Source organism: Microbulbifer sp. MKSA007 (assembly GCA_032615215.1).
Classification (GTDB): domain Bacteria; phylum Pseudomonadota; class Gammaproteobacteria; order Pseudomonadales; family Cellvibrionaceae; genus Microbulbifer.
This window is the reverse complement of the sequence record CP128433.1, coordinates 5,130,343-5,151,050: the sequence shown is the minus strand read 5'-3', so window position 1 is coordinate 5,151,050 and position 20,708 is coordinate 5,130,343. Positions and strand designations below refer to the sequence as shown.

At 55.6% G+C, this 20,708-nt stretch carries 21 protein-coding genes and 1 tRNA gene; 10 read left to right on the top strand and 12 right to left on the bottom strand.

Features of this window, described 5'->3' with window-relative positions; genetic code table 11:
- Positions 1-181 precede the first annotated feature (181 nt).
- From QT397_25905 to QT397_25880, 6 genes are all read right to left on the bottom strand, one after another.
- Positions 182-257, bottom strand: a tRNA-Phe gene (locus tag QT397_25905).
- Positions 258-381: 124 nt separating this feature from the next.
- Positions 382-657, bottom strand: coding sequence for an oxidative damage protection protein (locus tag QT397_25900; GenBank protein ID WNZ56224.1), 276 nt, complete (start codon positions 655-657; stop codon positions 382-384).
- Positions 658-672: 15 nt separating this feature from the next.
- Entirely contained in the window at positions 673-1,758 is a 1,086-nt protein-coding gene (gene mutY / locus QT397_25895) for an A/G-specific adenine glycosylase (GenBank protein ID WNZ58603.1), read from the bottom strand.
- A gap of 79 nt (positions 1,759-1,837) precedes the next feature.
- Positions 1,838-4,036, bottom strand: coding sequence for an AsmA family protein (locus tag QT397_25890; protein WNZ56223.1), 2,199 nt, complete (start codon positions 4,034-4,036; stop codon positions 1,838-1,840).
- A 126-nt stretch (positions 4,037-4,162) separates the two neighbouring features.
- A complete protein-coding gene (locus tag QT397_25885) occupies positions 4,163-6,265 on the bottom strand; it encodes a TonB-dependent receptor (GenBank protein WNZ56222.1) in 2,103 nt (700 codons plus the stop codon).
- 82 nt (positions 6,266-6,347) lie between these two features.
- Positions 6,348-6,638 carry a hypothetical protein gene (locus QT397_25880; protein WNZ56221.1) on the bottom strand — a complete coding sequence of 97 codons (291 nt, stop codon included), beginning with the start codon at positions 6,636-6,638 and terminating at the stop codon, positions 6,348-6,350.
- Positions 6,639-6,763: 125 nt separating this feature from the next.
- On the opposite strand from QT397_25880, the gene hisB reads away from it, so the two are divergent.
- Genes hisB through hisF form a run of 4 tightly spaced genes read left to right on the top strand, consistent with a single transcriptional unit; the run spans position 6,764 to position 9,545 of the window.
- Complete coding sequence (hisB, locus tag QT397_25875) at positions 6,764-7,351, top strand: imidazoleglycerol-phosphate dehydratase HisB (protein WNZ56220.1); 588 nt, start codon at positions 6,764-6,766, stop codon at positions 7,349-7,351.
- Complete coding sequence (gene hisH / locus QT397_25870) at positions 7,351-8,004, top strand: imidazole glycerol phosphate synthase subunit HisH (protein WNZ56219.1); 654 nt, start codon at positions 7,351-7,353, stop codon at positions 8,002-8,004. Before hisB ends, hisH begins: the two co-directional genes overlap by 1 nt.
- Positions 8,005-8,052: 48 nt before the next feature.
- The gene (gene hisA, locus QT397_25865) at positions 8,053-8,784 is read left to right on the top strand and encodes a 1-(5-phosphoribosyl)-5-[(5-phosphoribosylamino)methylideneamino]imidazole-4-carboxamide isomerase (protein WNZ56218.1); all 732 of its coding nucleotides are present in this window, start codon (positions 8,053-8,055) and stop codon (positions 8,782-8,784) included.
- Positions 8,784-9,545 (top strand): imidazole glycerol phosphate synthase subunit HisF, encoded by a 762-nt coding sequence (gene hisF / locus QT397_25860; protein ID WNZ56217.1) that lies wholly within the window; start codon positions 8,784-8,786, stop codon positions 9,543-9,545. Before hisA ends, hisF begins: the two co-directional genes overlap by 1 nt.
- A gap of 47 nt (positions 9,546-9,592) precedes the next feature.
- On the opposite strand, the gene QT397_25855 is transcribed toward hisF, so the two are convergent.
- From QT397_25855 to gpmI, 3 genes are all read right to left on the bottom strand, one after another.
- Entirely contained in the window at positions 9,593-10,951 is a 1,359-nt protein-coding gene (locus QT397_25855; GenBank protein ID WNZ56216.1) for a S41 family peptidase, read from the bottom strand.
- A 372-nt stretch (positions 10,952-11,323) separates the two neighbouring features.
- On the bottom strand, positions 11,324-12,451 hold the full coding sequence (locus QT397_25850) for a peptidoglycan DD-metalloendopeptidase family protein (protein ID WNZ56215.1): 1,128 nt from the start codon (positions 12,449-12,451) through the stop codon (positions 11,324-11,326).
- Positions 12,451-13,998: a 2,3-bisphosphoglycerate-independent phosphoglycerate mutase gene (gene gpmI / locus QT397_25845; protein WNZ56214.1), complete on the bottom strand. Its 1,548-nt coding sequence runs from the start codon at positions 13,996-13,998 to the stop codon at positions 12,451-12,453. Before gpmI ends, QT397_25850 begins: the two co-directional genes overlap by 1 nt.
- A 216-nt stretch (positions 13,999-14,214) precedes the next feature.
- Here gpmI and QT397_25840 point away from each other — a divergent pair, with 216 nt between their 5' ends.
- The 5 genes from QT397_25840 (at position 14,215) to smrA (ending at position 17,621) form a co-directional block, all read left to right on the top strand.
- Positions 14,215-14,631, top strand: a complete 417-nt coding sequence (locus QT397_25840) for a rhodanese-like domain-containing protein (protein ID WNZ56213.1) — start codon at positions 14,215-14,217, stop codon at positions 14,629-14,631.
- Between the two features lie 30 nt (positions 14,632-14,661).
- Positions 14,662-14,922, top strand: coding sequence for a glutaredoxin 3 (gene grxC / locus QT397_25835; protein ID WNZ56212.1), 261 nt, complete (start codon positions 14,662-14,664; stop codon positions 14,920-14,922).
- A 160-nt stretch (positions 14,923-15,082) separates the two neighbouring features.
- Positions 15,083-15,574: a protein-export chaperone SecB gene (gene secB / locus QT397_25830; protein ID WNZ56211.1), complete on the top strand. Its 492-nt coding sequence runs from the start codon at positions 15,083-15,085 to the stop codon at positions 15,572-15,574.
- Between the two features lie 133 nt (positions 15,575-15,707).
- Positions 15,708-17,015 (top strand): SDR family oxidoreductase, encoded by a 1,308-nt coding sequence (locus QT397_25825; protein ID WNZ56210.1) that lies wholly within the window; start codon positions 15,708-15,710, stop codon positions 17,013-17,015.
- An 18-nt stretch (positions 17,016-17,033) separates the two neighbouring features.
- Entirely contained in the window at positions 17,034-17,621 is a 588-nt protein-coding gene (gene smrA / locus QT397_25820; protein ID WNZ56209.1) for a DNA endonuclease SmrA, read from the top strand.
- Positions 17,622-17,711: 90 nt separating this feature from the next.
- Here smrA and QT397_25815 read toward each other — a convergent pair whose 3' ends face one another.
- Both QT397_25815 and QT397_25810 read right to left on the bottom strand, forming a co-directional pair.
- A complete protein-coding gene (locus QT397_25815) occupies positions 17,712-18,272 on the bottom strand; it encodes an META domain-containing protein (GenBank protein WNZ56208.1) in 561 nt (186 codons plus the stop codon).
- A gap of 64 nt (positions 18,273-18,336) precedes the next feature.
- Positions 18,337-18,810 (bottom strand): META domain-containing protein, encoded by a 474-nt coding sequence (locus QT397_25810; protein ID WNZ56207.1) that lies wholly within the window; start codon positions 18,808-18,810, stop codon positions 18,337-18,339.
- Between the two features lie 177 nt (positions 18,811-18,987).
- Between QT397_25810 and pyk the strand changes: the two genes are divergently transcribed.
- The gene (gene pyk / locus QT397_25805; protein ID WNZ56206.1) at positions 18,988-20,424 is read left to right on the top strand and encodes a pyruvate kinase; all 1,437 of its coding nucleotides are present in this window, start codon (positions 18,988-18,990) and stop codon (positions 20,422-20,424) included.
- 40 nt (positions 20,425-20,464) lie between these two features.
- On the opposite strand, the gene QT397_25800 is transcribed toward pyk, so the two are convergent.
- Positions 20,465-20,641, bottom strand: a complete 177-nt coding sequence (locus QT397_25800; GenBank protein WNZ56205.1) for a hypothetical protein — start codon at positions 20,639-20,641, stop codon at positions 20,465-20,467.
- Between the last annotated feature and the right edge of the window lie 67 nt (positions 20,642-20,708).

Genomic DNA, 20,708 nt, shown 5'->3' with positions numbered 1-20,708 from the left:
GAACCGCTTTCTTTTAGTGTTTTTAAGTTGCTCTGATTATTGACCTACTTTTTCTGCTGGCCCCTACCGTGAGTTTTATCTGTGAGCTTTGCTAGTGGCAGTTGCACCGCTGTGGCGGTGATGGGGAGGCAGTTTAAAGGCATAAAAAAAGCCCCATCCTTGCGGATGAGGCTTTTTAATATGGTGCCCGGAGGCGGAATCGAACCACCGACACGGGGATTTTCAATCCCCTGCTCTACCGACTGAGCTATCCGGGCTTTGCGATCTTGCTGGGCTTCCCCTGCGTCGCGAGGCGCGTATTAAAGCCCTTCCCCGGGTCAGAGTCAACCCCTTGATTATAAAAAGTTTTTTTCTTTGCCGGGGAAGCTTCGGGGCCTTGTGTTACTGCTGTTCCGGCGGAACGTAACCGTCGGCTGCGTCGTATTCCTCGCCGCTCAAGAACTTCATCATCTGCTCGCTCAAGTAGGCGCGGCTTGAGGGTTCCATCATGTTCAGGTGCTTTTCGTTAATCAGCATGGTCTGGTGGGACATCCACTCCAGCCAGGCTTTTTTGGAAACGTTCTCGAAGATATCCATGCCTTTGGGGCCGGGAAAGGGCGGTGCATCCAGACCTTCCAATTCCTCTTGGTACTTGCGGCAGAATACGGTTCTGGACATGGACTCCTCCTGGTTTTAGTCGGCAGTGGTCGGCGTGAGCAGGGGAGCCTGCAGCGCCAGTAGTTGTTTTGCCAGCTTGACGATAGGGGCGGGTAGCCCCAGTTCCTGGGCCGCACGAGGGCGGTTTAAACGCCGCAGTTTATACCAGCCAGCGCCGCTCTCCGCCACCTGTGCTGGGACTTTGCTCAGTTGTACCCACACCGGGGAAATATCCAGGTGAAAGTGAGTGAAGGTGTGTCGCAGGGTCGGCAGGGTTTGGACGTCACTGGCACGCCAGCGCTTTGCCTTGAGCCAGTCGCTGGTATTGTCGGCTTCAGGTGGGCTCCAGAGTCCTCCCCAGATACCGCTGGGCGGACGCTGTTCCAGATAGATTTCACCTTTGTGTTCAAGCAAGAGCAGGGTGGCACTGCGCACCGGCTTTTCCTTGCGCGGTTTCTTGCCGGGGTAATCCTGTGGGTTGCCCTGGGAGTGAGCCACACAGGATTTTTTCACCGGGCACTCCTCGCAGCGTGGTTTCGAGCGGGTGCACAGGGTGGCACCCAGGTCCATCATCACCTGGGTGTAGTTGTTAACGCGTTGGTTTGGGGTATAGGTCTCGGCCAGTTGCCACAGTTGATTGGCAACTGCGGTCTGTCCGGGCCAGCCCTCCACTGCGTGAAAACGGGCCAGCACCCGTTTGACGTTGCCGTCGAGGATCGGCGCCCTGAGTCCCATACTGATACTGGCAATAGCGCCAGCGGTGGAGCGGCCTATGCCACTCAATTCGGTCAGTTCCTCTACGTCCTGGGGAAACTCCCCGCCATATTCCTCCAGCACCGTCTGGGCGCATTTGTGCAGGTTGCGGGCGCGGGCGTAGTAGCCGAGGCCGCTCCAGTGAGCCAGGACTTTGTCCTGGGGAGCGCGGGCGAGACTTTCTAGGGTGGGGAAGCTCTGCATAAAGCGCTCAAAGTAGGGAATAACCGTGGTGACCTGGGTCTGTTGCAGCATGATTTCGGACACCCAAACCCGATAGGGGTTGATGTCTTGCTGCCAGGGCAGGTCTTTGCGCCCGTGTTTGTCGAACCATTTCAGGACGGCATTTTGGAACTGCTTTGGGGTCATGGGGATACTGCGGGCTGGAATCTGTGGTTGAACGCTGGAGTTGTGCACCGGGCGGGCCCCGGTGCACTTTAGCGGGGCCTTAGCGGCCGAAGAGATTTTTCAATTTTTCTTTCAGTTCGTCGACCTTTTCTTCAACTTTATCGCCATATTTCTTTTCGGCTTTGTGCTTCAGTTCTTCCCGCAGCAAGTCGTCGAGGCGGCGGCTGTCGGGTTTACAAGTGCTGATGTTCACATCGTCGAAGTCGCCCTTGCAGCGCAGCGGCAGCGGGCGGTTGCGCCAGCGCTTGTTGCGCACGGTACAGCCGTCGGCGGAGGTGCTCTCGCCCACCAGGGCCAGGCCGAGCTTGAAGTCGAAGTCCTGTTTCTTCAGGTCCACCTCTCCGTCACCGGTCAGGGCGATATTTTCGATACCGGCGAGAATTTCGCTCACATCCACCTGGTCGCCTTTCACCGCGATGGTGGCGCGAAGGTCCTGCAGTCCGGTGCTGTTGGGCCAGTCCCGGGTGGGCATTTCGGTATTTTCCGCGTAGCTGAACAGCTGGCACATGTTTTTCTCCAGATTGAATGGAGAAATCGACATTTCCTTGCTGGAAACCTCAACGGAGGCGCGCAGGTTTTTCTCTAAAGCTGTGGATGTTTTACCTTTGGTGCTGGCACTCCAGTTAACGCTGGCTTCCCCAGCCAGCTGGACTTCTTCACTGGGGAAGAGGGCAGCTTGGACCTTGCCGATATCCACATTGGTGAGACCGCCGCGCATCTGCGCCTCGGCGGACTGGGCGCGAGCGTTGAGCTGGCCATTCGTGTTCAGCTGGCCACCATAGATATCGGCGCTCAATTTTTGCAGTCGGTAGAGGCCGTTATCCACAGTGAGTTGGATTTCTGGGCTGTCCATTTGCAGGTCAGCGGCTTGCAGTTGGTCCAGTGCCAGGTTGATATTGGCGTTGAAGCCGCGCAGGTCGCTCAGTGGCAGGGGTTCTGCTGCGGGCGGTTTGGCAGCTACTGTTCTCTTTGGTTTTTCTGCGGTTTCAGTTTGATCGCTCTGTGCCGCCTGCTCTCCCTGCTTTTTGCTTTCAGCGGCGGGAGCCTGCGCACTCTGTGCTTCCACTCCCTCGGTTTGTTCCGCCGAAGCGGCTCCAGCCTCATCTTCGTTCGAAGGGGGCAGGTAGTTATCCAGGTTAAAGGCGCCGCCGCGCAGGTTCAGGTCCAGCCCGGGCATTTCTGCGTTGCGCAACTGGGCGTTGCCGCTAAAGGTGACGTCGTCCAGTTTCAATTGCAGTGGTGTCAGGTCGAGTTTTTGCTCGGTACCTTCCACGCTCGCTTCGATACTCAGCTTTTGCAGTGCCGCTTTATCGCGGGTATCGATTTCCGTGCCCGTCAGTTCAAACCAGGGGCGCAGAGGGTCGGCATTGGCGTTAACGTTTAGTTGTATACGCCAGGGTTGGGTGTTGCTGTCCCTGCGCAGGTAGCCGCGCATATGCAGGCTGGCCTTGGCGCTGTTCTCAGAGGTGAGGTCTACTTGTAGCGGTTGCAGGCGCAGCCCATTGAGGCCCTCGTCCAGGGCGAGGGTACTATCAATTTTTAGCTTCAGCGGGTGTTTGAGGTCGCTGCCGGTAAGGTCTGCTGCGGCAGTGAGTTTGCCCGGTTCGCCACCCGGTACCAGGTTAATAACGCTTACCTGCAGGTCTTGGACTTTGTACTCTTTGTTAGTCTGGGCATCGCTGTAGAGCACCACGCCCTTCTCGATACGCAGCTTTTGCAGGCTCAGGTCGACCTGTTGTTGTGATGGCTCTTCCTGTTCCTTGGGGATAGAGAGTTTGGGAGGTTGCTTGCTCTGAGCTTCCAGGGCCTCGCTAATCAGCTCCCAGTTGCCGCGCCCTTCTTTGTCGACGGTGAGCTCAATTTGCGGAGCTACCAGGACTATCTCCTCAGCCTCTACTTTGCGTTGCAGTAGTGGCTTGAGGGCCACGCCAATGGCAATTTTTTCTGCTTTCACCAGAGTTTGTTTTGGCAGCTTTAATGGTGCCAGCTGTACATCTTCAAGTTGCAGGCCGAGCTTGGGCCACAGCTGCCAGCCGATATCACCTTCCAGTTGCAGGGAGATGCCCTGTTTGGCAGCGAGTTTTTCTAACTGGGGTTTGTATTGGTTGATGTCGAGTCCTGCTAACAGCCAGGCGACGGCGCCAGCGAGTAGCAGGAAAACGATTAAAAGTGCGATAAAAGTGCGCTTTATCCAGGCCATGGAGAGCATTGTCCCTGTGTATTTGTCGTGTGGTGTCACGCATATGACGCCGCAGCGCGGCTCGATGTTCCCGCGCACTTCTACAAATAGGTTATGCCGGAATTGTAGGAGATGCAGCCCCGCGAGGCTGGGAAAGCACTGCGGGGCCATTGAAGCAGGTGTTTATTAGAAAATAAACCGCACACCGGCTTCGACGCTGCGACCAGCTTCAGGAGCGTAGTCGCGCAGTAGTGAGGTGGAGTTGCGAATTTCTTCGTCGAGCAGGTTGCGGGCGCTGGCGAAGATCACCGCGTCGCTGCTGCCGATGTTGAAGTTGTAGTGGGCACTCAGGTCCATACGGGTATAGCCGTCGGTTTCTTCTTCGTAGGCGCCGGCGCGATCCTGGTCCGCAGCTTCGACTGTGCGCCATTCCCAACCCCACTGGTCGTACTCTGCTCCCAGGGCGAGACCCAGGCGCAGGGGAGGCATGCGCGGCACATCGGAACTCTCACCGGCGATATCTTCGTCGAAGCTCGCGCGCACAACATCGCCAAACAGAGTCAGGTAGAAGTTGCTGCGCAGGGGAAATTTCACCGAGGCTTCAGCACCGTAGAAGGTGGCATCGCGGTTGCCATAGGCGTAGATGGGCAGCTCTTCTTCAAACAACTCATTGGTGTTTTGCGCGTAGATGTAATCGCCGATGCGGTTGTAGAAGACGCTGGCTTCAATCTGCGCTGCATGCCAGCCACTGGCCGCTTCGTTGTGGTGGTGATAGCCCAACTCCAGATTAATGGATCGCTCTTTGTCCAGTTCACTGTTGCCAATTAAGTATGTGCCCTCGGCTAGGTGCTCGCCGTCGGCAAACAGCTCTTCGGCTACCGGGGCGCGTTCGGAGCGGGTGGCACCGACGCTGATATGCTGGTGCTCTTGCAGGAAGTACTGCAGGGTAGCGCTGGTGCTGAACAGGTTGAAGTCACGGTCTTCTTCGTACTCAGGATCGACATCGACACGCTCAATACGCGCGCCCAGGTCCAGGTGCCAGTTGCCCCATTCGCGTTCCTTCATGGTGAAGAGGCCGGCGCTGCGGGTGCGGGAGGGCTGGATAAATGCCCCTTCGTCAGAGGTAAAGTCTTTATCGGATAACTGCAGGCCATAGGCGCCACGCCACTCGCTACCGCTGTCGTGGGTGATTTCCAAGCGCCCTTCCCAGGCTTCGTTGGCATAGCGGGTACCGGCTGCGTCCTCTTCCAACTCTACGTGCTCGTAGTCGTTATAGCCGATACGCAGGCGTAACTTGTCCCAATAGTTGCTGTTGAAGCGGTGCTCGCCTTTGAGGTCGTAGCGAGTCTGCGCCATATCGATACGCACAGCTTCGACTTCGCTCTCCTCCTCATGCTCTTCGTGTTCCTCGTGATCGTCCTCGTCGTGCTCCTCATCATCGTGGTGGTGCTCGTGAGTGCCGAGAGGAATGCCGTAGTTGTTCTCAAGCTTGTTTACTGACAGACCGATATAGCCACTTTCAGTAATCCAGGAAACTCCACCGCTGTAGCTGTGGGCGCGGGCGTTGGTGTTGCCGACGTAGCCGTCGGTGTTGAATTCTTCCTCGTGCTCGCCTTCGTCCTCGTCGTGTTCTTCGTGTTCCTCGTGCTCGACAATAGCGAGGCCGGGAATTTCCGTGTCGTCATTTTCGCGGTAGACACCGTCGAAGTACCAGGCCAGCTGCCCGGCACCGCCGGTAAAGCGGAATACCGAGGCATCCTGGTTGTTGGCAGTGTCGTGGCGCATCTCAACCGCGCCTTCAACTTTCTCGGGTACGTCAGTGGGGATGCGACCGTCGATAATATTTACCACCCCACCGATAGCGCCGCTGCCGTAGCGTAGTGCCGCCGGTCCGCGCAGTATCTCGATGCGCTCCGCCAGTAGAGGTTCGATACTGGCGGCGTGATCGGCGCTGGTGTTGGAGGCGTCAGAGACATCCAGATTGTCGTTCAGGATCTTCACCCGGTTGGCGCTCTGGCCGCGAATAACCGGTAGGCCCACGCCACTGCCAAAGGAGGCGTTGGCCACTCCCGGCTGGTTCTTCAGGGTTTCGCCCAGGGTGGCGGAAGCGGCTTTGCGCAGGGTCTCGCCGGAGAGCACCGATACCGGCGCAGCTACTGCGTCGGCGGGCTTATCCAGGGGAGATACGGTGACGTTAACTTCTTCCAGTTTGTTGCTGTCTTCTGCGGCGCAAATAGCGGGCACGGCCAAGCTGGCAATAGCCAGGGCCAAAGTATTGAACTTAGTCATTGTTTTTAATTCCTGTCACAGGCGGACAATGCCATACGCGCTCCAGCGCGGGCATTCACTAAAAAATATCGGTTTTTGGGTGTTAGCTGAGTGACAGGAAGAAGGGAGGGGCGCGCGCACTCTGGCGCTCTGGCTGGCGATCGCGCGCGGTTGGCGCAGAGGGCCGTTCATAGTGACTTTGGGGCTCAGCCTGTACGAGCAATGGCTCGCTGCCGAGTGCTGCAGGTGAATGCATGCAACACAGGTCACACATCTCTACCTGGGTATTGCCCAGGTGAAAGTGCTCCGCCCACAGCGGCTGAGCTGCTACTACGGCGAGTAACAGGAACAGGCTGGCCCAGTAATGGGATTTTCGGCGCTTTAGAGTAACCATGCGGAGCATGATAGGGCTAAACAATTACGAATCAAGTTTCATCTGACACTAGAGAGCCACAGGGGATGTCATTCATCCTATAATTTGCGCCCTCTGTCTTATCGTGCAAATAAGGATCGCTTTCGATGCGTACAGCTAGCGTCACCCGTGACACCCTGGAAACCAAGATTCAAGTCAGCGTTAACCTGGACGGCCAAGGTCATGGCAAGTTCGCGACTGGGGTTCCTTTCCTGGAGCATATGCTCGATCAAATTGCCCGCCACGGCATGATCGACATGGACATTAGCTGCGATGGCGATATTCATATCGATGACCATCATACGGTGGAAGATATCGGCATTACCCTGGGCAAAGCCATTACCGAAGCGCTGGGAGATAAAAAGGGGATGACCCGTTACGGCCACAGCTATGTCCCATTGGATGAGGCGCTTTCCCGGGTCGTAATCGACTTCTCCGGGCGGCCCGGCCTGGTTATGGATGTGCCTTTCACCCAGAAGCGGATCGGCAACTTTGATACCGAACTGTTTTTTGAGTTCTTCCAGGGCTTCGTCAATCACGCGCTGGTAACAGTACATATTGACTGCCTGCGTGGCCACAACGCTCACCATCAGGTGGAAACTGTATTTAAAGCCTTTGGCCGCGCCCTGCGTATGGCGTTGACCCCGGACCCCCGTATGGCCGGCACCATGCCCTCCACCAAAGGAGTCTTGTGATGGGTAAGATTGCGGTACTCGATTACGGTATGGGCAACCTGCACTCGGTGGCCAGCGCCCTGAACAAGGTGGCGCCGGAGGCCGAGGTGGTGCTGGCACAAACTCCGGAGCAGGCCGAGGGCGCAGAGCGCCTGGTGGTGCCCGGTGTGGGTGCCATTCGGGATTGTATGGCAGGGTTTGTCGATGCGGGTTTTTCGCCGCTGCTTCGCGAGGCCATCAGTGTGGGTACCCCGGTGCTGGGTATCTGTGTGGGTATGCAGATCATGATGCACCACAGCGAGGAGAATAATGGCATTGATTGCCTGGGGATTTTCCCGGAGCCGGTGAAATTCTTCGGCGACAACATTCCCCCGGCGCAGAGTGCTGAACGGCTCAAGGTGCCCCATATGGGCTGGAACAGTGTTCAGCAGCGGCAGCCGCACCCCCTGTGGGCCGATATTGCCGATGGCAGCCGTTTCTACTTTGTCCACAGTTACTATGTGCCGGCTGCTGAAAACCCGGATATTGCCGGGCAAACTGAATACGGTGTCCCTCTGGCTGCCGCAGTTGCCAGGGAGAATATCTTCGCCACCCAGTTCCACCCGGAGAAGAGTGCCGAGGCTGGCTTGCAGCTGTTAAAGAACTTTGTCCACTGGAACGGCCGGGCTCAATAGACCCAGCTCACCGATCACACTGAAATTACTGCCGACGTAAGAAAAGACATGATTGTAATTCCCGCGATAGATTTAAAAGACGGCCAATGCGTGCGCCTGCGCCAGGGCGAGATGGATGACGCCACTGTATTTTCCGATGATCCCCTGGCGACAGCCCAGCACTGGGTGAACGAGGGGGCTAAGCGCCTGCACCTGGTGGACTTGAACGGCGCCTTCGCCGGCAACCCGGTGAACGGTGAAGCGGTAACTGCTATCGCCAAACAGTTTCCCGATTTACCGGTGCAAATTGGCGGAGGCATTCGCGATTTGCACACTATCGAGCGCTATCTGGATGCCGGTGTGCAGTGGGGGATTATCGGCACTGCGGCGGTAAAAAATCCCAAGCTGGTGGAAGAGGCGTGTCGCGAGTTTGAGGGCCATATTATTGTCGGGCTCGATGCCAAAGATGGCTTGGTGGCTACTGAGGGCTGGGCTGAGGTCTCCGAGCTGAAGGCGACAGAACTGGCCAAGCGCTTTGCCGATTGTGGCGTCAGCTCTATTGTTTATACAGATATTGCCCGCGACGGGATGATGCAAGGCGTCAATATTGAGGCGACTCTGGAAATGGCCCGCGCAGTGCAGGTGCCTATTATTGCCTCCGGCGGTGTCAGCAGCATTGAGGACATTGAACAGCTGTTGGATGCCGGTGAAATCTACGGTGCGATTACCGGCCGGGCGATCTATGAAGACAAGTTGAACCTGCGCGAAGCGCAGCAGCTTTGCGACCAACGGAACAAATAATGGCTCTGGCGAAACGTATTATTCCCTGTCTGGATGTGGACAACGGCCGCGTGGTGAAGGGCGTTAACTTTGTCGATATCCGCGATGCCGGCGACCCGGTGGAAATTGCCCGCCGCTACAACGAAGCGGGCGCGGATGAAGTCACTTTCCTCGATATCACCGCCACCCATGAGCAGCGCGATACCATCCTGCACACGGTGGAGAAAATGGCCCATGAGGTGTTTATCCCCCTCACTGTCGGCGGCGGTGTGCGCACCTTGCAAGATATCCGCAATCTGCTGAATGCCGGTGCGGACAAGACTGCAATCAATTCAGCGGCGGTGAAAAATCCCGAGTTTGTACGCGAGGCCGCCGAGCGCTTTGGCAGCCAGTGTATTGTGGTGGCCATTGATGCCAAGCAGGTGGGAGAGGGCCGCTGGGAGATCTTCACCCATGGCGGGCGCCAGCCCACTGGCATCGATGCTGTGGCCTGGGCCCGGCAGATGGCCGAATACGGTGCCGGCGAAATCCTGCTGACCAGTATGGATCGCGACGGCACCAAGAACGGTTTTGACCTGGCCCTGACCCGGGCAGTTACTGAGGCGGTTCAAGTGCCAGTCATTGCTTCCGGTGGTGTGGGAGATCTACAGCACCTGGCGGATGGCGTATTGCACGGCGGTGCGGATGCGGTATTGGCTGCGAGTATTTTTCACTTCGGCGAATACACCATTGCCGAAGCGAAAGCGTTTATGCACAGCGCAGGGATTGAAATGCGCTTGTAGGTAGGTGTAGGTCTTGCACGGCGGGCCCAGGGCCCGCCGCACTCTGCTTACTGCTGTTCGTCTGCGCGGGCAAGGCGCTCGCGCAAACCCCTGTCCCTGTGAGCGTAGAGATTGAGGCCCTTGAGTACATTGAGGGCTTCGAAGATTTGATTGTCGCGATCCATCCAGTCTTCCCGTTCTTCCTGTTCTCTCGAGCGGTCTTCAGAAGTCCGGTCGGCACCACCGTTACCGTTGTCCAGATGCCCGGCCAAATCCGCTTCAGTGGGTCTGGGAGAGTCGTCCAAGCGGGTAACTTTCACCCGCTCTACCACGATATCTGGTGTGATGCCCTGGGCCTGTATTGAGCGGCCATTGGGAGTGAAGTAGAGCGCAGTTGTCAGCTTGATGGCGCGCTCATTATTGATAGGGATCACCGTTTGGACCGAGCCCTTGCCGAAGCTGTCGGTGCCCATCACCACTGCGCGGCGGTGGTCCTGTAGGGCGCCGGCGACAATTTCCGCTGCAGAGGCGGAGCCCGCGTTGATTAATACAACCAGCGGAGCGCCTTCGGTTAAATCGCCCGGCTCGGCGGAATAGCTCAGGTTGGCGGCTTCATTGCGACCTTCGGTGTAGACCACCAGGCCCTCTTCCAAAAATGCATCCGCTACTTCCACCGAGGATTGCAGCACGCCACCGGGGTTGTTGCGCAGGTCGATAACTAGCCCTTTCAGTGCGCCTTTCTTCTGCAACTTGATCAGCTCGTCGGCCACATCGGCGCCGGTGTCCAGCTGGAACTGGCTGATGCGCAGATAACCGTAGCCATCATCGAGGACTTTGCTGCGCACACTGCGCACGCGCACGGTGTCCCGCTTGAGAGTTACATCGAAAGGTTCTTTAAAACCTTTGCGAGCGATGGTCAGGGTGACACTGCTGCCCTTGGGCCCACGCATCCACTCCACCGCTTCATCCAGGCTCACGCCCTTCATGGATTTGCCCGACAAGCGCAGTATGACATCGCCGGCCTTGAGGCCAGCGCGGGAGGCGGGGGTGTCGTCCATGGGGGTGACGACGGTGATATGGTCGTTTTCGATGCCCACCTCGATCCCGAGGCCGGCAAACTCACCGGTGGTGTTGGCTTGTAAATCGTCAAAGGATCGGCGATCAAGGTAGGAGGAGTGCGGGTCTAGGCCTTGCAGCATGCCCTTGATGGCGTATTCCAGCAGGGTGCGGTCGTCCACTTCCTCGATATAGCCCTGGCGAATTTGCTCGAAAACTTTGGCAAAGCTGCGCAGATCTTCCAGCGGCAGGCGGGCTTCAGTGTCTGCAGCCACCTGGGAATGGCTATCGCCGTCGGTCAAACCCATTAAAGGCAGGGCTGTCAGAGCGGCTGCGCCGATCAAGGTTGTCAGCGCCTTGGGGATAAACATGTTGTTGTGACCTCTGCCTTATTTCTTCGCTGCTTTGCGAAAGTGTAGACCGCAGAGATTGGCAGGGATTCTAAGCGGACGCCAAATTCTACAGTGTCACGATCTTAGTCGTCATAAGCCCAGGGGTCTTACACCTGGGTTGGCTCCCGCTCTTATTCTCTTTTGGCGATAAAAAAGCCGCTACTCCGCAGCTTTTCGTCGTGGTGCTTTCTCATTTAATTAGCACAGCGGCGGGAGTCGTGAGATGAAGTGGAGAGCATTAGGCGGGTGTGTAATCCCGATCGCTGTGATTTGCGAGGGGGCTCTATAACGGGTGCGTGGAAAATGCCCGGGATTTTACGCCTCGTATTATGCCCTCTGTGCCAGCTCCGATCAGGAGCGGCACCAAACTGTAGGGTCCTGCGCTTTACCCCGGTGGCGAATTTCGAAGTAAACACCGCTATGGCTGAGTCCACCGCTATTGCCAACCCGAGCGATGGTGTCACCACTTTCCACCCACTCGCCAATATTGCGGGTGAGGGACTGGTTGTGGGCGTAGAGACTCATGTACTCCTCTCCATGATCCAGGATAACCAGCATGCCGTGGCCGCGCAGGTAATCGGAGAAAACCACGCGGCCGCGGTGGATCGCCCGCACCGGCTCCCCTTCATTGGCGCGCAAGGTGACACCTTTCCAAGTGATGCCATTGGCGCGGCGCTGTCCATAGGCATTGGCGCGGCGGCCATCAACAGGCCACTGCATCTTGCCCCGCTGGCGCGCAAAGGGTTTTTGCTCGCTGGGGTTTACCAGTGAGGCGATGGCGCGGCCTACTTCGTCGATCAATTTTTGCAGGCGTGTGCGATCCCCTTGGAGCTGCTTGAGTTCACCGCTGCCATCGGAGAGCCGCGCCGCAAGTTTATCCAGCGTGTCCTTGCGATTCTGCTGTGCGACGCGCAGTTTGCTCTGGCGTTTCTGCAGTTGCTCTCGCTCCGCTTTCAGGGTCTCGCGCTCGCGCTCAATGGAGGCGGATACGGTTTCCAGTGAGGTGAGGGTTTCAAGGTAAGTGTCTATGATGCGGCTGCGTTCTTGGAGGAAGTAATCGTGGTAGCGGAGATGGCGGGCGACGTTCTGTGGATCTTGCTGGTTGAGCAGGAGCTTGATCTGCTCCTGTCGGCCTAGTCGGTATGCGGCGGCGATCTCCTGCTCGACCCGCCGCTGCATACTTCGTCGCGACTCTTGCAGTTGCTGTTGTTCCTGCTGGAGTTCGCGCAGCTTGTCCGAGCGGCTGCGCATATCCTGTTTGATCTTGTCTATGCGCTGGTGCAGCCCAGAAATATCTTTCTCGTTCTCTTCCAAATCCTTGAGCAATTGGTCGCGCTGGCCCCGCACCTGGTTGAGTTCCTGTTGCAGGGACTCAATGCGTTGCTTGATTTGCGCCAGGCGCGCCTGCTCATCTCCCTCTGCCTGGCTCCAGGCGGGCAGGGAAATCAGGGCGATCAGGAAGAGTACGAGAGTTTTCATCAGTCCATTTTTACCAAACTTTGGCCGGTCATTTCCGCCGGTTGTGGCAGATCCATCAACGCTAACATGGTTGGTGCTACATCCGCCAGACTACCTCCGTCACACATTTGCACATTGCGCTCGCCGATATAAACAAAAGGCACCGGCAGAGTGGAGTGCTGGGTGCTGACTTGGCCGGAGTTGGCGTCGAACATCTCTTCCACATTGCCGTGGTCGGCAGTAATCAGCACCTCGCCGCCGGCAGTCAGAGCGGCGTTTACGACGCGCTCTACACACTGGTCCAGGGCTTCGACGGCTTTTACCGCCGCCTCGAAAACACCGGTATGGCCGACCATATCGCCGTTGGCGTAGTTGCAGATAATGGCGTCGTACTCGCCGCTCTCAATCGCCGCTACCAGTTTGTCAGTGACGATTGGCGCATTCATTTCCGGTTGCAGGTCGTAGGTGGCCACATCCGGTGACTTGATCAATTCACGGGTTTCGCCGTTGTAGGGCTCTTCGCGGCCGCCGCTAAAGAAGAAGGTAACGTGGGCATACTTCTCTGTCTCGGCGATGCGCAGCTGGGTTTTGCCCTCTGCAGACAAGTACTCGCCGAGGGAGTTGACTAGGTTTTCTGGCGGGAAGGCACAGCTGGCGTGGATATCGGCAGCGTATTCGGTCGTCATGACAAAGTCCGCCAGCTGCGGCTTGGCTTTGCGCTCGAAGCCGCTGAAGTCCTGCTCGGTAAAAGCGCGGGTTAACTGGCGCGCGCGATCCGGGCGGAAATTCATAAAGATAAGGGCATCGCCGTCCTGGATCGGAGCGGGCTCGCCAATCACCGTTGGCGCGACAAATTCATCGTTTTCACCGCGCTCATTGGCCGAGGCCAGTCCTGCCAGGGCGTCACTGGCACTGTGCTCTGCTGTACCCAGGGTCAGCATGTCGTAAACGGACTCGGTGCGCTCCCAGCGCTGGTCGCGATCCATGGCGAAGTAGCGCCCGGCCAGGGTAGCCATATGGGCATTGCCGACGGAGTCACACACCTGCATCAGGCGCGCCAGGGATGGTTCGGCACTGCGCGGTGGGGTGTCGCGGCCATCGAGAAATGCGTGTACATAAATAGCGCGGGCGCCGCGCTGTGCCGCCAGGGTTATCATGGCGACAATATGGTCTTCGTGGCTGTGTACGCCGCCTTCGGATAGGAGTCCCATAATATGGACGGCGCCGTTATTGGCGATAGCCTTATCGACCGCAGTGGTGTAAGCGGTATTGCGGAAGAAGTCGCCGTCCTGGATGGCTTTGTTGATCCGGGTAAAGTTCTGGTAGACCACTCGACCGGCACCCAGTGTCATATGGCCGACTTCCGAGTTGCCCATTTGTCCATCGGGCAGGCCCACCGCCATCCCGGACGTCTGGATCAGGGTTTTTGGGCGGGTCGACCAGATATTGTCCCAAACCGGAGACTTGGCTGCGTGAATCGCATTGTGCTCGGGATTGTCGCTGTGGCCGAAGCCGTCCAGAATCAGCAGGACCAGGGGGCGTTTTTGCGGGGCTTGCGTAGCGGCCATAGCGACAGTATTCCTCTTCCAAGGGTTAAATTGCGGACGCGGATTTTAACCTGTGGGGCTGGTATTTCACCATGTTATTTAGCTTAAGCCGGATTACAAAGAGGCTGGGGCGGAGGGATTTGGTTGATTAGAATTTCGCCATGATCGTGTATACTCCCGCCGGCATTGGGCGCCGTAGCGCCCTATTGATTACCACTTGAGGATTTTGGGGGCGAAGTGGATTTTCTCGACTTTTTAGCTGAGCAGTGGCTGTTGGTCGGCCTGCTTGTGGCATTGCTTTACGCATTTGTTTTGACTGAGCGATTCAAGTCTGGCGAGCCGGCATCACTTCATGAAGTGACCAAGCTGATCAATAGCGACGGGGCCAAGGTGCTGGATATTCGCGATCGCAGCGAGTTCACTGCCGGTCATATTGTCGACTCCCTGCATATTCCCCACGGGGATGTGGCTGAGCGCATTGCCGAGCTGGAACCGTTTAAAGACAAGACCATTATTGTCGCTGACAAGATGGGGCAGCACGCAGGTCCGGTGGGGCGCATGCTGAAACAGAAAGGTTTCCAAGTGCGTCGCCTGCAGGGCGGAATGAGCGAGTGGGCTAACCAGAACCTGCCTGTCGTTAAAGGCAAAGGTTAACCTGAAGTATCAGTTTGACGGAGTTTTGTCATGCAGAATGTTGTCATTTATACCACCCGTTTCTGCCCCTACTGTATTCGCGCCAAGCAGCTACTGGATAGCAAGGGTGTCGCTTATCGCGAAATCCCTGTGGACAATAATCCCGGCTTGCGCGCAGAAATGGCTGACAAGGCGGGGCGCCGCTCTGTGCCGCAGATTTGGATTGGCGATAAGCATGTAGGTGGTTGCGACGACCTGATGGCGTTGGAGCGCGGTGGCCGACTCGACAAATTGCTGAAAGCAGCGGGATAAGCGGAAAACTGACGCGGCCGCCAACATGCGGTCCCCAGTTTTTGCTATTTATCCGGTCTGGGCCTTGAAACGTTTTATCGAGGCCCCAACTGTTGAGTTATTACCGGAGTCTTTCTCACGGAAGGCATCAATAAACTTTTTATAATGAACAGGCTGTAACATGGCTGAAGAATTAAATGGCGCAGCGGCAAACGCAGAGGCTCCACAAGTACAATTTGCGATGCAACGCATCTACCTGAAAGACCTCTCCTTCGAAACCCCGATGGGTGCCGAGGTCTTCAAAAAGCAGTGGAAGCCCCAGGTTAATCAGGAGCTGAACACCAAGACTGCGAAGATCGAGGACGATCTGTACGAAGTGGCTCTGACCCTGACTATCACCGTAAAGCTGGAAGAAGACACCGCTTTCCTGGTGGAAGTAAAACAAGCTGGCCTGTTCGGTATCAAAGGCCTTGAAGGTCAACAGCTGGCCCAGGCCCTGAATACTGCCTGCCCGCAAATTCTGTTCCCCTACGCTCGCGAAGTGATCGATAACGCTGTAGTTAAAGGTTCTTTCCCGGCACTGATGTTGCCGCCGGTGAACTTCGACGCTCTGTTCGCTGCTGCCCTCGATAAGGCACAGAAAGAAGCAGAGGGCGCTCAAGCGAACGCTTAATTCGTTTTAGCCCAGCTGGCACGATAAAAAGGTCCCTTAGCGGGGCCTTTTTTTATATCTGTAATCTCCCCGGGGATAGCGTCCATTTTACTGACTATCCCTCCGCAACCGCAGCACAAACCTGGAGCCGCTTATGCAGTGGGATCTGCCAAACCCATTTATCACCAAAGTGACGGTTGGCGCCGAACATGTGGATGGTCTGAGTCATGCCAACAATGCGGAATATGTGCGCTGGTGTGAGGCCACCGCCTGGGCGCACAGCGCAGCCCTGGGTCTGGATGTCACGAATTATCAGCAGCTTGACCGGGGAATGGCAATTCGTCATGGCGAGTATGACTATATACTGGCGGCCAGAGAGGGGGAGGAATTGCTGTTTGGCACCTGGCTCACTGAGGTGGACGGGCGTCTGAATATGACTCGCCGCTTTCAGGTGTTTCGCGCCGCCGATAAGGCATTGGTATTGCGGGCCGAATGGCGGATGGTGTGCATTGAGCTTTCCACTGGCAAGCCAAAACGTATGCCGGCGATCTTCAAGGAAATTTACAGTCCGGCAGTGACTGCCCCGGAGGCTGAAAAAATGAGTGAAGAGTTTGTATCCCTGACCAACAATTCAGGGGCGCTTAAGGACAAGACCATCTTTATCACTGGTGCCAGTCGTGGCATCGGCCGGGCGATTGCCCTCAAATGCGCGGCGGATGGTGCCAATATTGTGATTGCCGCTAAGTCGGCAGAACCACATCCCAAGCTTCCGGGAACCATCTTCTCGGTGGCGGAGGAAGTGGAGAAAGCCGGCGGCAATGCCCTGGCCCTGCAGGTGGATGTGCGCGATGAGCAGCGAGTAGAGCAGGCTATGTCGGAGGCTGCCGAAAAATTTGGCGGCATCGACGCTGTGATTAATAATGCGGGCGCGATCAACCTGACCAATGTTGAGTCGACACCACCCAAGCGCTACGACCTGATGCAGAGTATCAACAGTCGCGCGGTGTATCTCACCGCCCACTTGGCGACTCCCTACCTGAAAAAAGCTGACAACGCCCATATCCTCAGCCTGTGCCCACCGCTGAATATCCAGCCCAAGTGGTTGGGGCCCTTCGCTCCTTACGCCCTGTCAAAGTTTGGTATGACCATTCTCAGCCTGGGTTTGGCGGAAGAGCTGCGTGAGGCGGGGATCAGCGTGAACACTTTGTGGCCGCGCACGCTGGTGGCCACCGCTGCGATTGAGTTTGCGGTGGGTAGTCGCGATATGTTTGAGCAGAGCCGCAAGCCCTCGATTATGGCCGATGCGGCCTACGAGATACTGACGACTAAAGATGTCGCCTTGAGCGGTCGCCAGCTAATCGATGAAGAGCTGTTGGCAGAGCGCGGTGTGAAGGATTTCACCGGTTATGCCCACAATCCAGCCAATGCAGACAATTTAACCAAGGATTTATTTCTCGACTGACGCTGGCAGGGGGTATTTGTGAGCAGCGACAGCAAATTATTTAAAGACGCTCTCGGTGAAATGGGAGACGTTAAACCGCTGGCGCAGGAGCGCCGCGTCAATTTGCGCAAGGAGCCGAAGCAATCTGAGTCTATGTTGCGGGAGCGCCGCGCCGCTGCCACGCGCCTGACAGAGCGGGAAATGAACCCCCTGTCCGGTGAATATATTGATCTGGTAGAGCCATGGGATCCGTTGGAATTCAAGCGCGATGGTGTGCAAAACGGGGTCTATCGCAATTTGCGCCTGGGCAAATACAGCATAGATGCGCGCCTAGATTTACATCGCCACTCTGTGGAGATGGCGCGCAGGGCCGTGATGGAATTTATCCGTGATTGTGTTGAAGCGGATGTGCGCTGTGCCCTGATTACCCACGGTAAGGGTGAGGGGCGTAAGCAGCCGGCGTTATTGAAAAGCTGTATCAATCACTGGTTGCCGCAGCTGCATGAAGTATTGGCTTTTCACAGTGCGCAACCCCAACACGGGGGCTTGGGAGCGACTTATCTGCTGCTGAGAAAGAGTGAACGCAAGCGGCAGGAGAATCTGGAGATACATCAAAAACGCCGTTAAGGTTCTTTTGTAACTTTTCTGTCACTTATGCAAATTAAGATGCGCCGCTGAGGCTTTCCCCTCAAGAGTGCTTTTTTAGACTCCTAAAGCTCATCTTTTTGATTCTTCTTGATTGTCATTCTGGCGACCCAATGGGTCGCCTTTTTTATAGGGTTGGGCCTGGCGATAGCTGCGGTCTACTTGTTCAAACTCAATATAGGCACTGCCATCGGTATTGCTGATCATCATCTTGTTACCCACGATAACAATCAAATCAGACTTTCTCAGGGCATTGAGGTAATCGATCTCCAGTTCATCGCTGGGGTGTGCTCCCCCCATGCGCGCAATAGCGGGAATCCGCTCCCAGGTGAAAGCACCGCTGCTAGTGAGAGAAAATCGCCCCAGGTACGGATTGGTGCCACTGTTGCCCCTAACATAACCAAATTGATCGCATTTGAAAAAGGGTCTATCCCGCCAAAACCTGCTCCAGCTCAGGGTTGAGTCATAAGTGCGCCCGGAGTAATACAAGCTCGATAGCACCCACTCGTGCTCACAGGCAGACCAAGCTGATCGTTGGAGTTGGGGAATAGGGGGATTGGGGGTGCTGCAGCCTGCAAGCACCAGGTTGCATACGATAATACTCAGTAGTAAGTAAAAAGCACGACGTGGCATGATGTCGTTCTCATTGATTTTGCGACATTTAACCTAAAAATTTACAGGTCTTCTGTGGCGGCGTTCAAGGTCCGGCCTTTACGTATTCTATATAGATATCACCGGAGGGGTCACGAAGTATCAAACGATTCCCGCGCGATTTGGTAAATGCCTGGCGAGTGGCGGCGAGGGCACCGAGGTAGGCATGCTCTTGCCGCAGCAAGGGTTCGGGGCCGCCCATCTTGGTAGAGACAAAGCTGGAGGTATCCCAAAGTAACTGCCCGTTATCGGTTACCTGCACCTCTCCCCGATAGGTGTTTATGCCACTCCTCCCCATGACATTGCCTTGGAGATTGCACACAAAGGTAAAGTCCGCAGGCCTCTGGATGTCGACCACCCCACCATTGACGCGCAGGCGCACCAGCTGCCACTTCTTACCACAGACTGCTCCCATACTGCCTGAGGATTGAACAACTTGGGCTTCTTCTATTCGGTTTGTTAGACATCCGCCGACAACTAATAGGGCTCCCAGAAGCCATATTTGTACCAACCTACTCATCGACGAATAACTCCCAAACACAAACCCTTCTCCAGCCCACACCCAAGCCAGCCACTTTTCGGCTTTCACAAAAGCTTAGTTGTTGGCTGCCGTGACGAGACGACAGCAGTGACAAGCTATGCTTGCACTGATGTAAAAAAATAGTATTTGGCCATCGATTAAAGGACGGTCGTCGATATGATCAGGCGCACCAAAATTGTTGCCACCCTGGGTCCAGCTACCGATAAAGAAGAAACACTTCGGCAATTAATCAAGGCCGGTGTGGATATGGTTCGCCTGAACTTCTCTCATGGAAAAATTGATGATCACAGGCGTCGGGCAAAATTTGTCCGCGAGGAAGCCGAGCGTCAGTGCAGACATATTGCCCTGCTGGGAGATTTGCAGGGGCCCAAAATTCGTGTCGGAAAATTCACTGATGGGCGTATATATCTGCGCAAAGGTGAAGAATTTATTTTGGACCCGGATTGGGATAAAGATAGTGGCAGTCCTGAAGGTGTCTGGGTTGATTATGAAGCACTCGCAGAAGACTGTAATGAGGGAGACCGCCTGTTACTGGATGACGGCCGATTGAGTTTGCGCATCAAAAAAATTATTGGTTTGTCGTTAAAAACTGAAGTTGAAAATGGTGGCTGGTTATCTGATAGAAAGGGAATAAATAAGCAGGGAGGTGGCCTTACTGCGCCGGCACTGACAGAAAAAGACCATCGGGATATCAAAGTTGCCGCCGAGTTACAGGTAGATTATTTAGCCGTTTCTTTCCCTCGCGATGCTCGCGATATTCACAAAGCGAGAAAGTTACTCAGAGAGGCGGGTGGCACAGCACATATTATTGCCAAAATTGAAAGGGCTGAAGCGGTATCCAATGATGCTCGACTCGAGAAGCTTATCTTGGCCAGTGATGCCATTATGGTAGCGCGCGGTGATCTCGCCGTGGAGATTGGTGATGCAGAATTAATGGGAGTACAAAAACATTTAATCAGCTATGCCCGCTATCTCAATCGGGTAGTTATTACTGCGACACAAATGATGGAGTCGATGATTTCGAGCCCGGTACCTACTCGAGCAGAAGTCTGCGATGTGGCCAATGCAGTACTGGATGGTACTGATGCGGTAATGTTATCTGCTGAGACAGCGGCAGGTGAATATCCTATTGAAACCGTTAAGCATATGGCTGAAGTGATTCTTGGGGCAGAAAAACACCGTAAAATTTATTCCACGCCGGAAAGCCTTCGCGGCGATTACCCTGCGGGTGATGCGTGTATCGCCATGGCCGCCATGATCATAGCGAATCATTGCCGAGAAATTAAAGCCATTATTTGCCAGACCGAAACTGGAAATACTGCGTTATTGATGTCGAGAGTATGTGCATTAATTCCTATTTACGCTTTTTGTCGGCACCAGAAGTGCTGCAATCGTGTAGCCCTCTACAGCGGCGTTGACCCTGTATTAATGGATGTTTCTAATATGGACGGCCCGCTGCGAGATCAAAAAGCAATTTCTTATTTGCTGGATCAGGAACTGCTAATTTCAGGGGACTTCGTTTTGATATCCCGGGGTTATCAACAGGATATTGGTGGTCACACCGATACCCTGCGTATTGTCCGCGTGCCCTGATACAAACGATTAAATTACAAATTCTTACAGTGCAAATAACTTACCCCGCACGAACACATCTAACCAGTACCTTGGTCTCCAATTCCTGCTCAACACAGCGAAACTTCTGACCGTCAAGGGTTAATGACTTTGGGCTTCCCTGGGGCGCGGTTGTCGAACAACCGGCAACTCCTGTCGCCAGGGCCACGGCAAGCAGAATAAGTAGTATTTTCTGCACCGCAGTTACCTCTTTGAGTGGTGTGAGTGACGCATTCCCGAAGAACTTGTTTATTCAGGGTAGAGGT

Coding starts and splice junctions, on each gene's coding strand:
- QT397_25900 (WNZ56224.1), bottom strand. CDS start 657: ATGTCCAGAACCGTATTCTGCCGCAAGTACCAAGAGGAATTGGAAGGT.
- mutY (WNZ58603.1), bottom strand. CDS start 1,758: ATGACCCCAAAGCAGTTCCAAAATGCCGTCCTGAAATGGTTCGACAAA.
- QT397_25885 (WNZ56222.1), bottom strand. CDS start 6,265: ATGACTAAGTTCAATACTTTGGCCCTGGCTATTGCCAGCTTGGCCGTG.
- QT397_25880 (WNZ56221.1), bottom strand. CDS start 6,638: ATGGTTACTCTAAAGCGCCGAAAATCCCATTACTGGGCCAGCCTGTTC.
- hisB (WNZ56220.1), top strand. CDS start 6,764: ATGCGTACAGCTAGCGTCACCCGTGACACCCTGGAAACCAAGATTCAA.
- hisH (WNZ56219.1), top strand. CDS start 7,351: ATGGGTAAGATTGCGGTACTCGATTACGGTATGGGCAACCTGCACTCG.
- hisA (WNZ56218.1), top strand. CDS start 8,053: ATGATTGTAATTCCCGCGATAGATTTAAAAGACGGCCAATGCGTGCGC.
- hisF (WNZ56217.1), top strand. CDS start 8,784: ATGGCTCTGGCGAAACGTATTATTCCCTGTCTGGATGTGGACAACGGC.
- QT397_25855 (WNZ56216.1), bottom strand. CDS start 10,951: ATGTTTATCCCCAAGGCGCTGACAACCTTGATCGGCGCAGCCGCTCTG.
- QT397_25850 (WNZ56215.1), bottom strand. CDS start 12,451: ATGAAAACTCTCGTACTCTTCCTGATCGCCCTGATTTCCCTGCCCGCC.
- gpmI (WNZ56214.1), bottom strand. CDS start 13,998: ATGGCCGCTACGCAAGCCCCGCAAAAACGCCCCCTGGTCCTGCTGATT.
- grxC (WNZ56212.1), top strand. CDS start 14,662: ATGCAGAATGTTGTCATTTATACCACCCGTTTCTGCCCCTACTGTATT.
- secB (WNZ56211.1), top strand. CDS start 15,083: ATGGCTGAAGAATTAAATGGCGCAGCGGCAAACGCAGAGGCTCCACAA.
- QT397_25825 (WNZ56210.1), top strand. CDS start 15,708: ATGCAGTGGGATCTGCCAAACCCATTTATCACCAAAGTGACGGTTGGC.
- QT397_25815 (WNZ56208.1), bottom strand. CDS start 18,272: ATGCCACGTCGTGCTTTTTACTTACTACTGAGTATTATCGTATGCAAC.
- QT397_25810 (WNZ56207.1), bottom strand. CDS start 18,810: ATGAGTAGGTTGGTACAAATATGGCTTCTGGGAGCCCTATTAGTTGTC.
- pyk (WNZ56206.1), top strand. CDS start 18,988: ATGATCAGGCGCACCAAAATTGTTGCCACCCTGGGTCCAGCTACCGAT.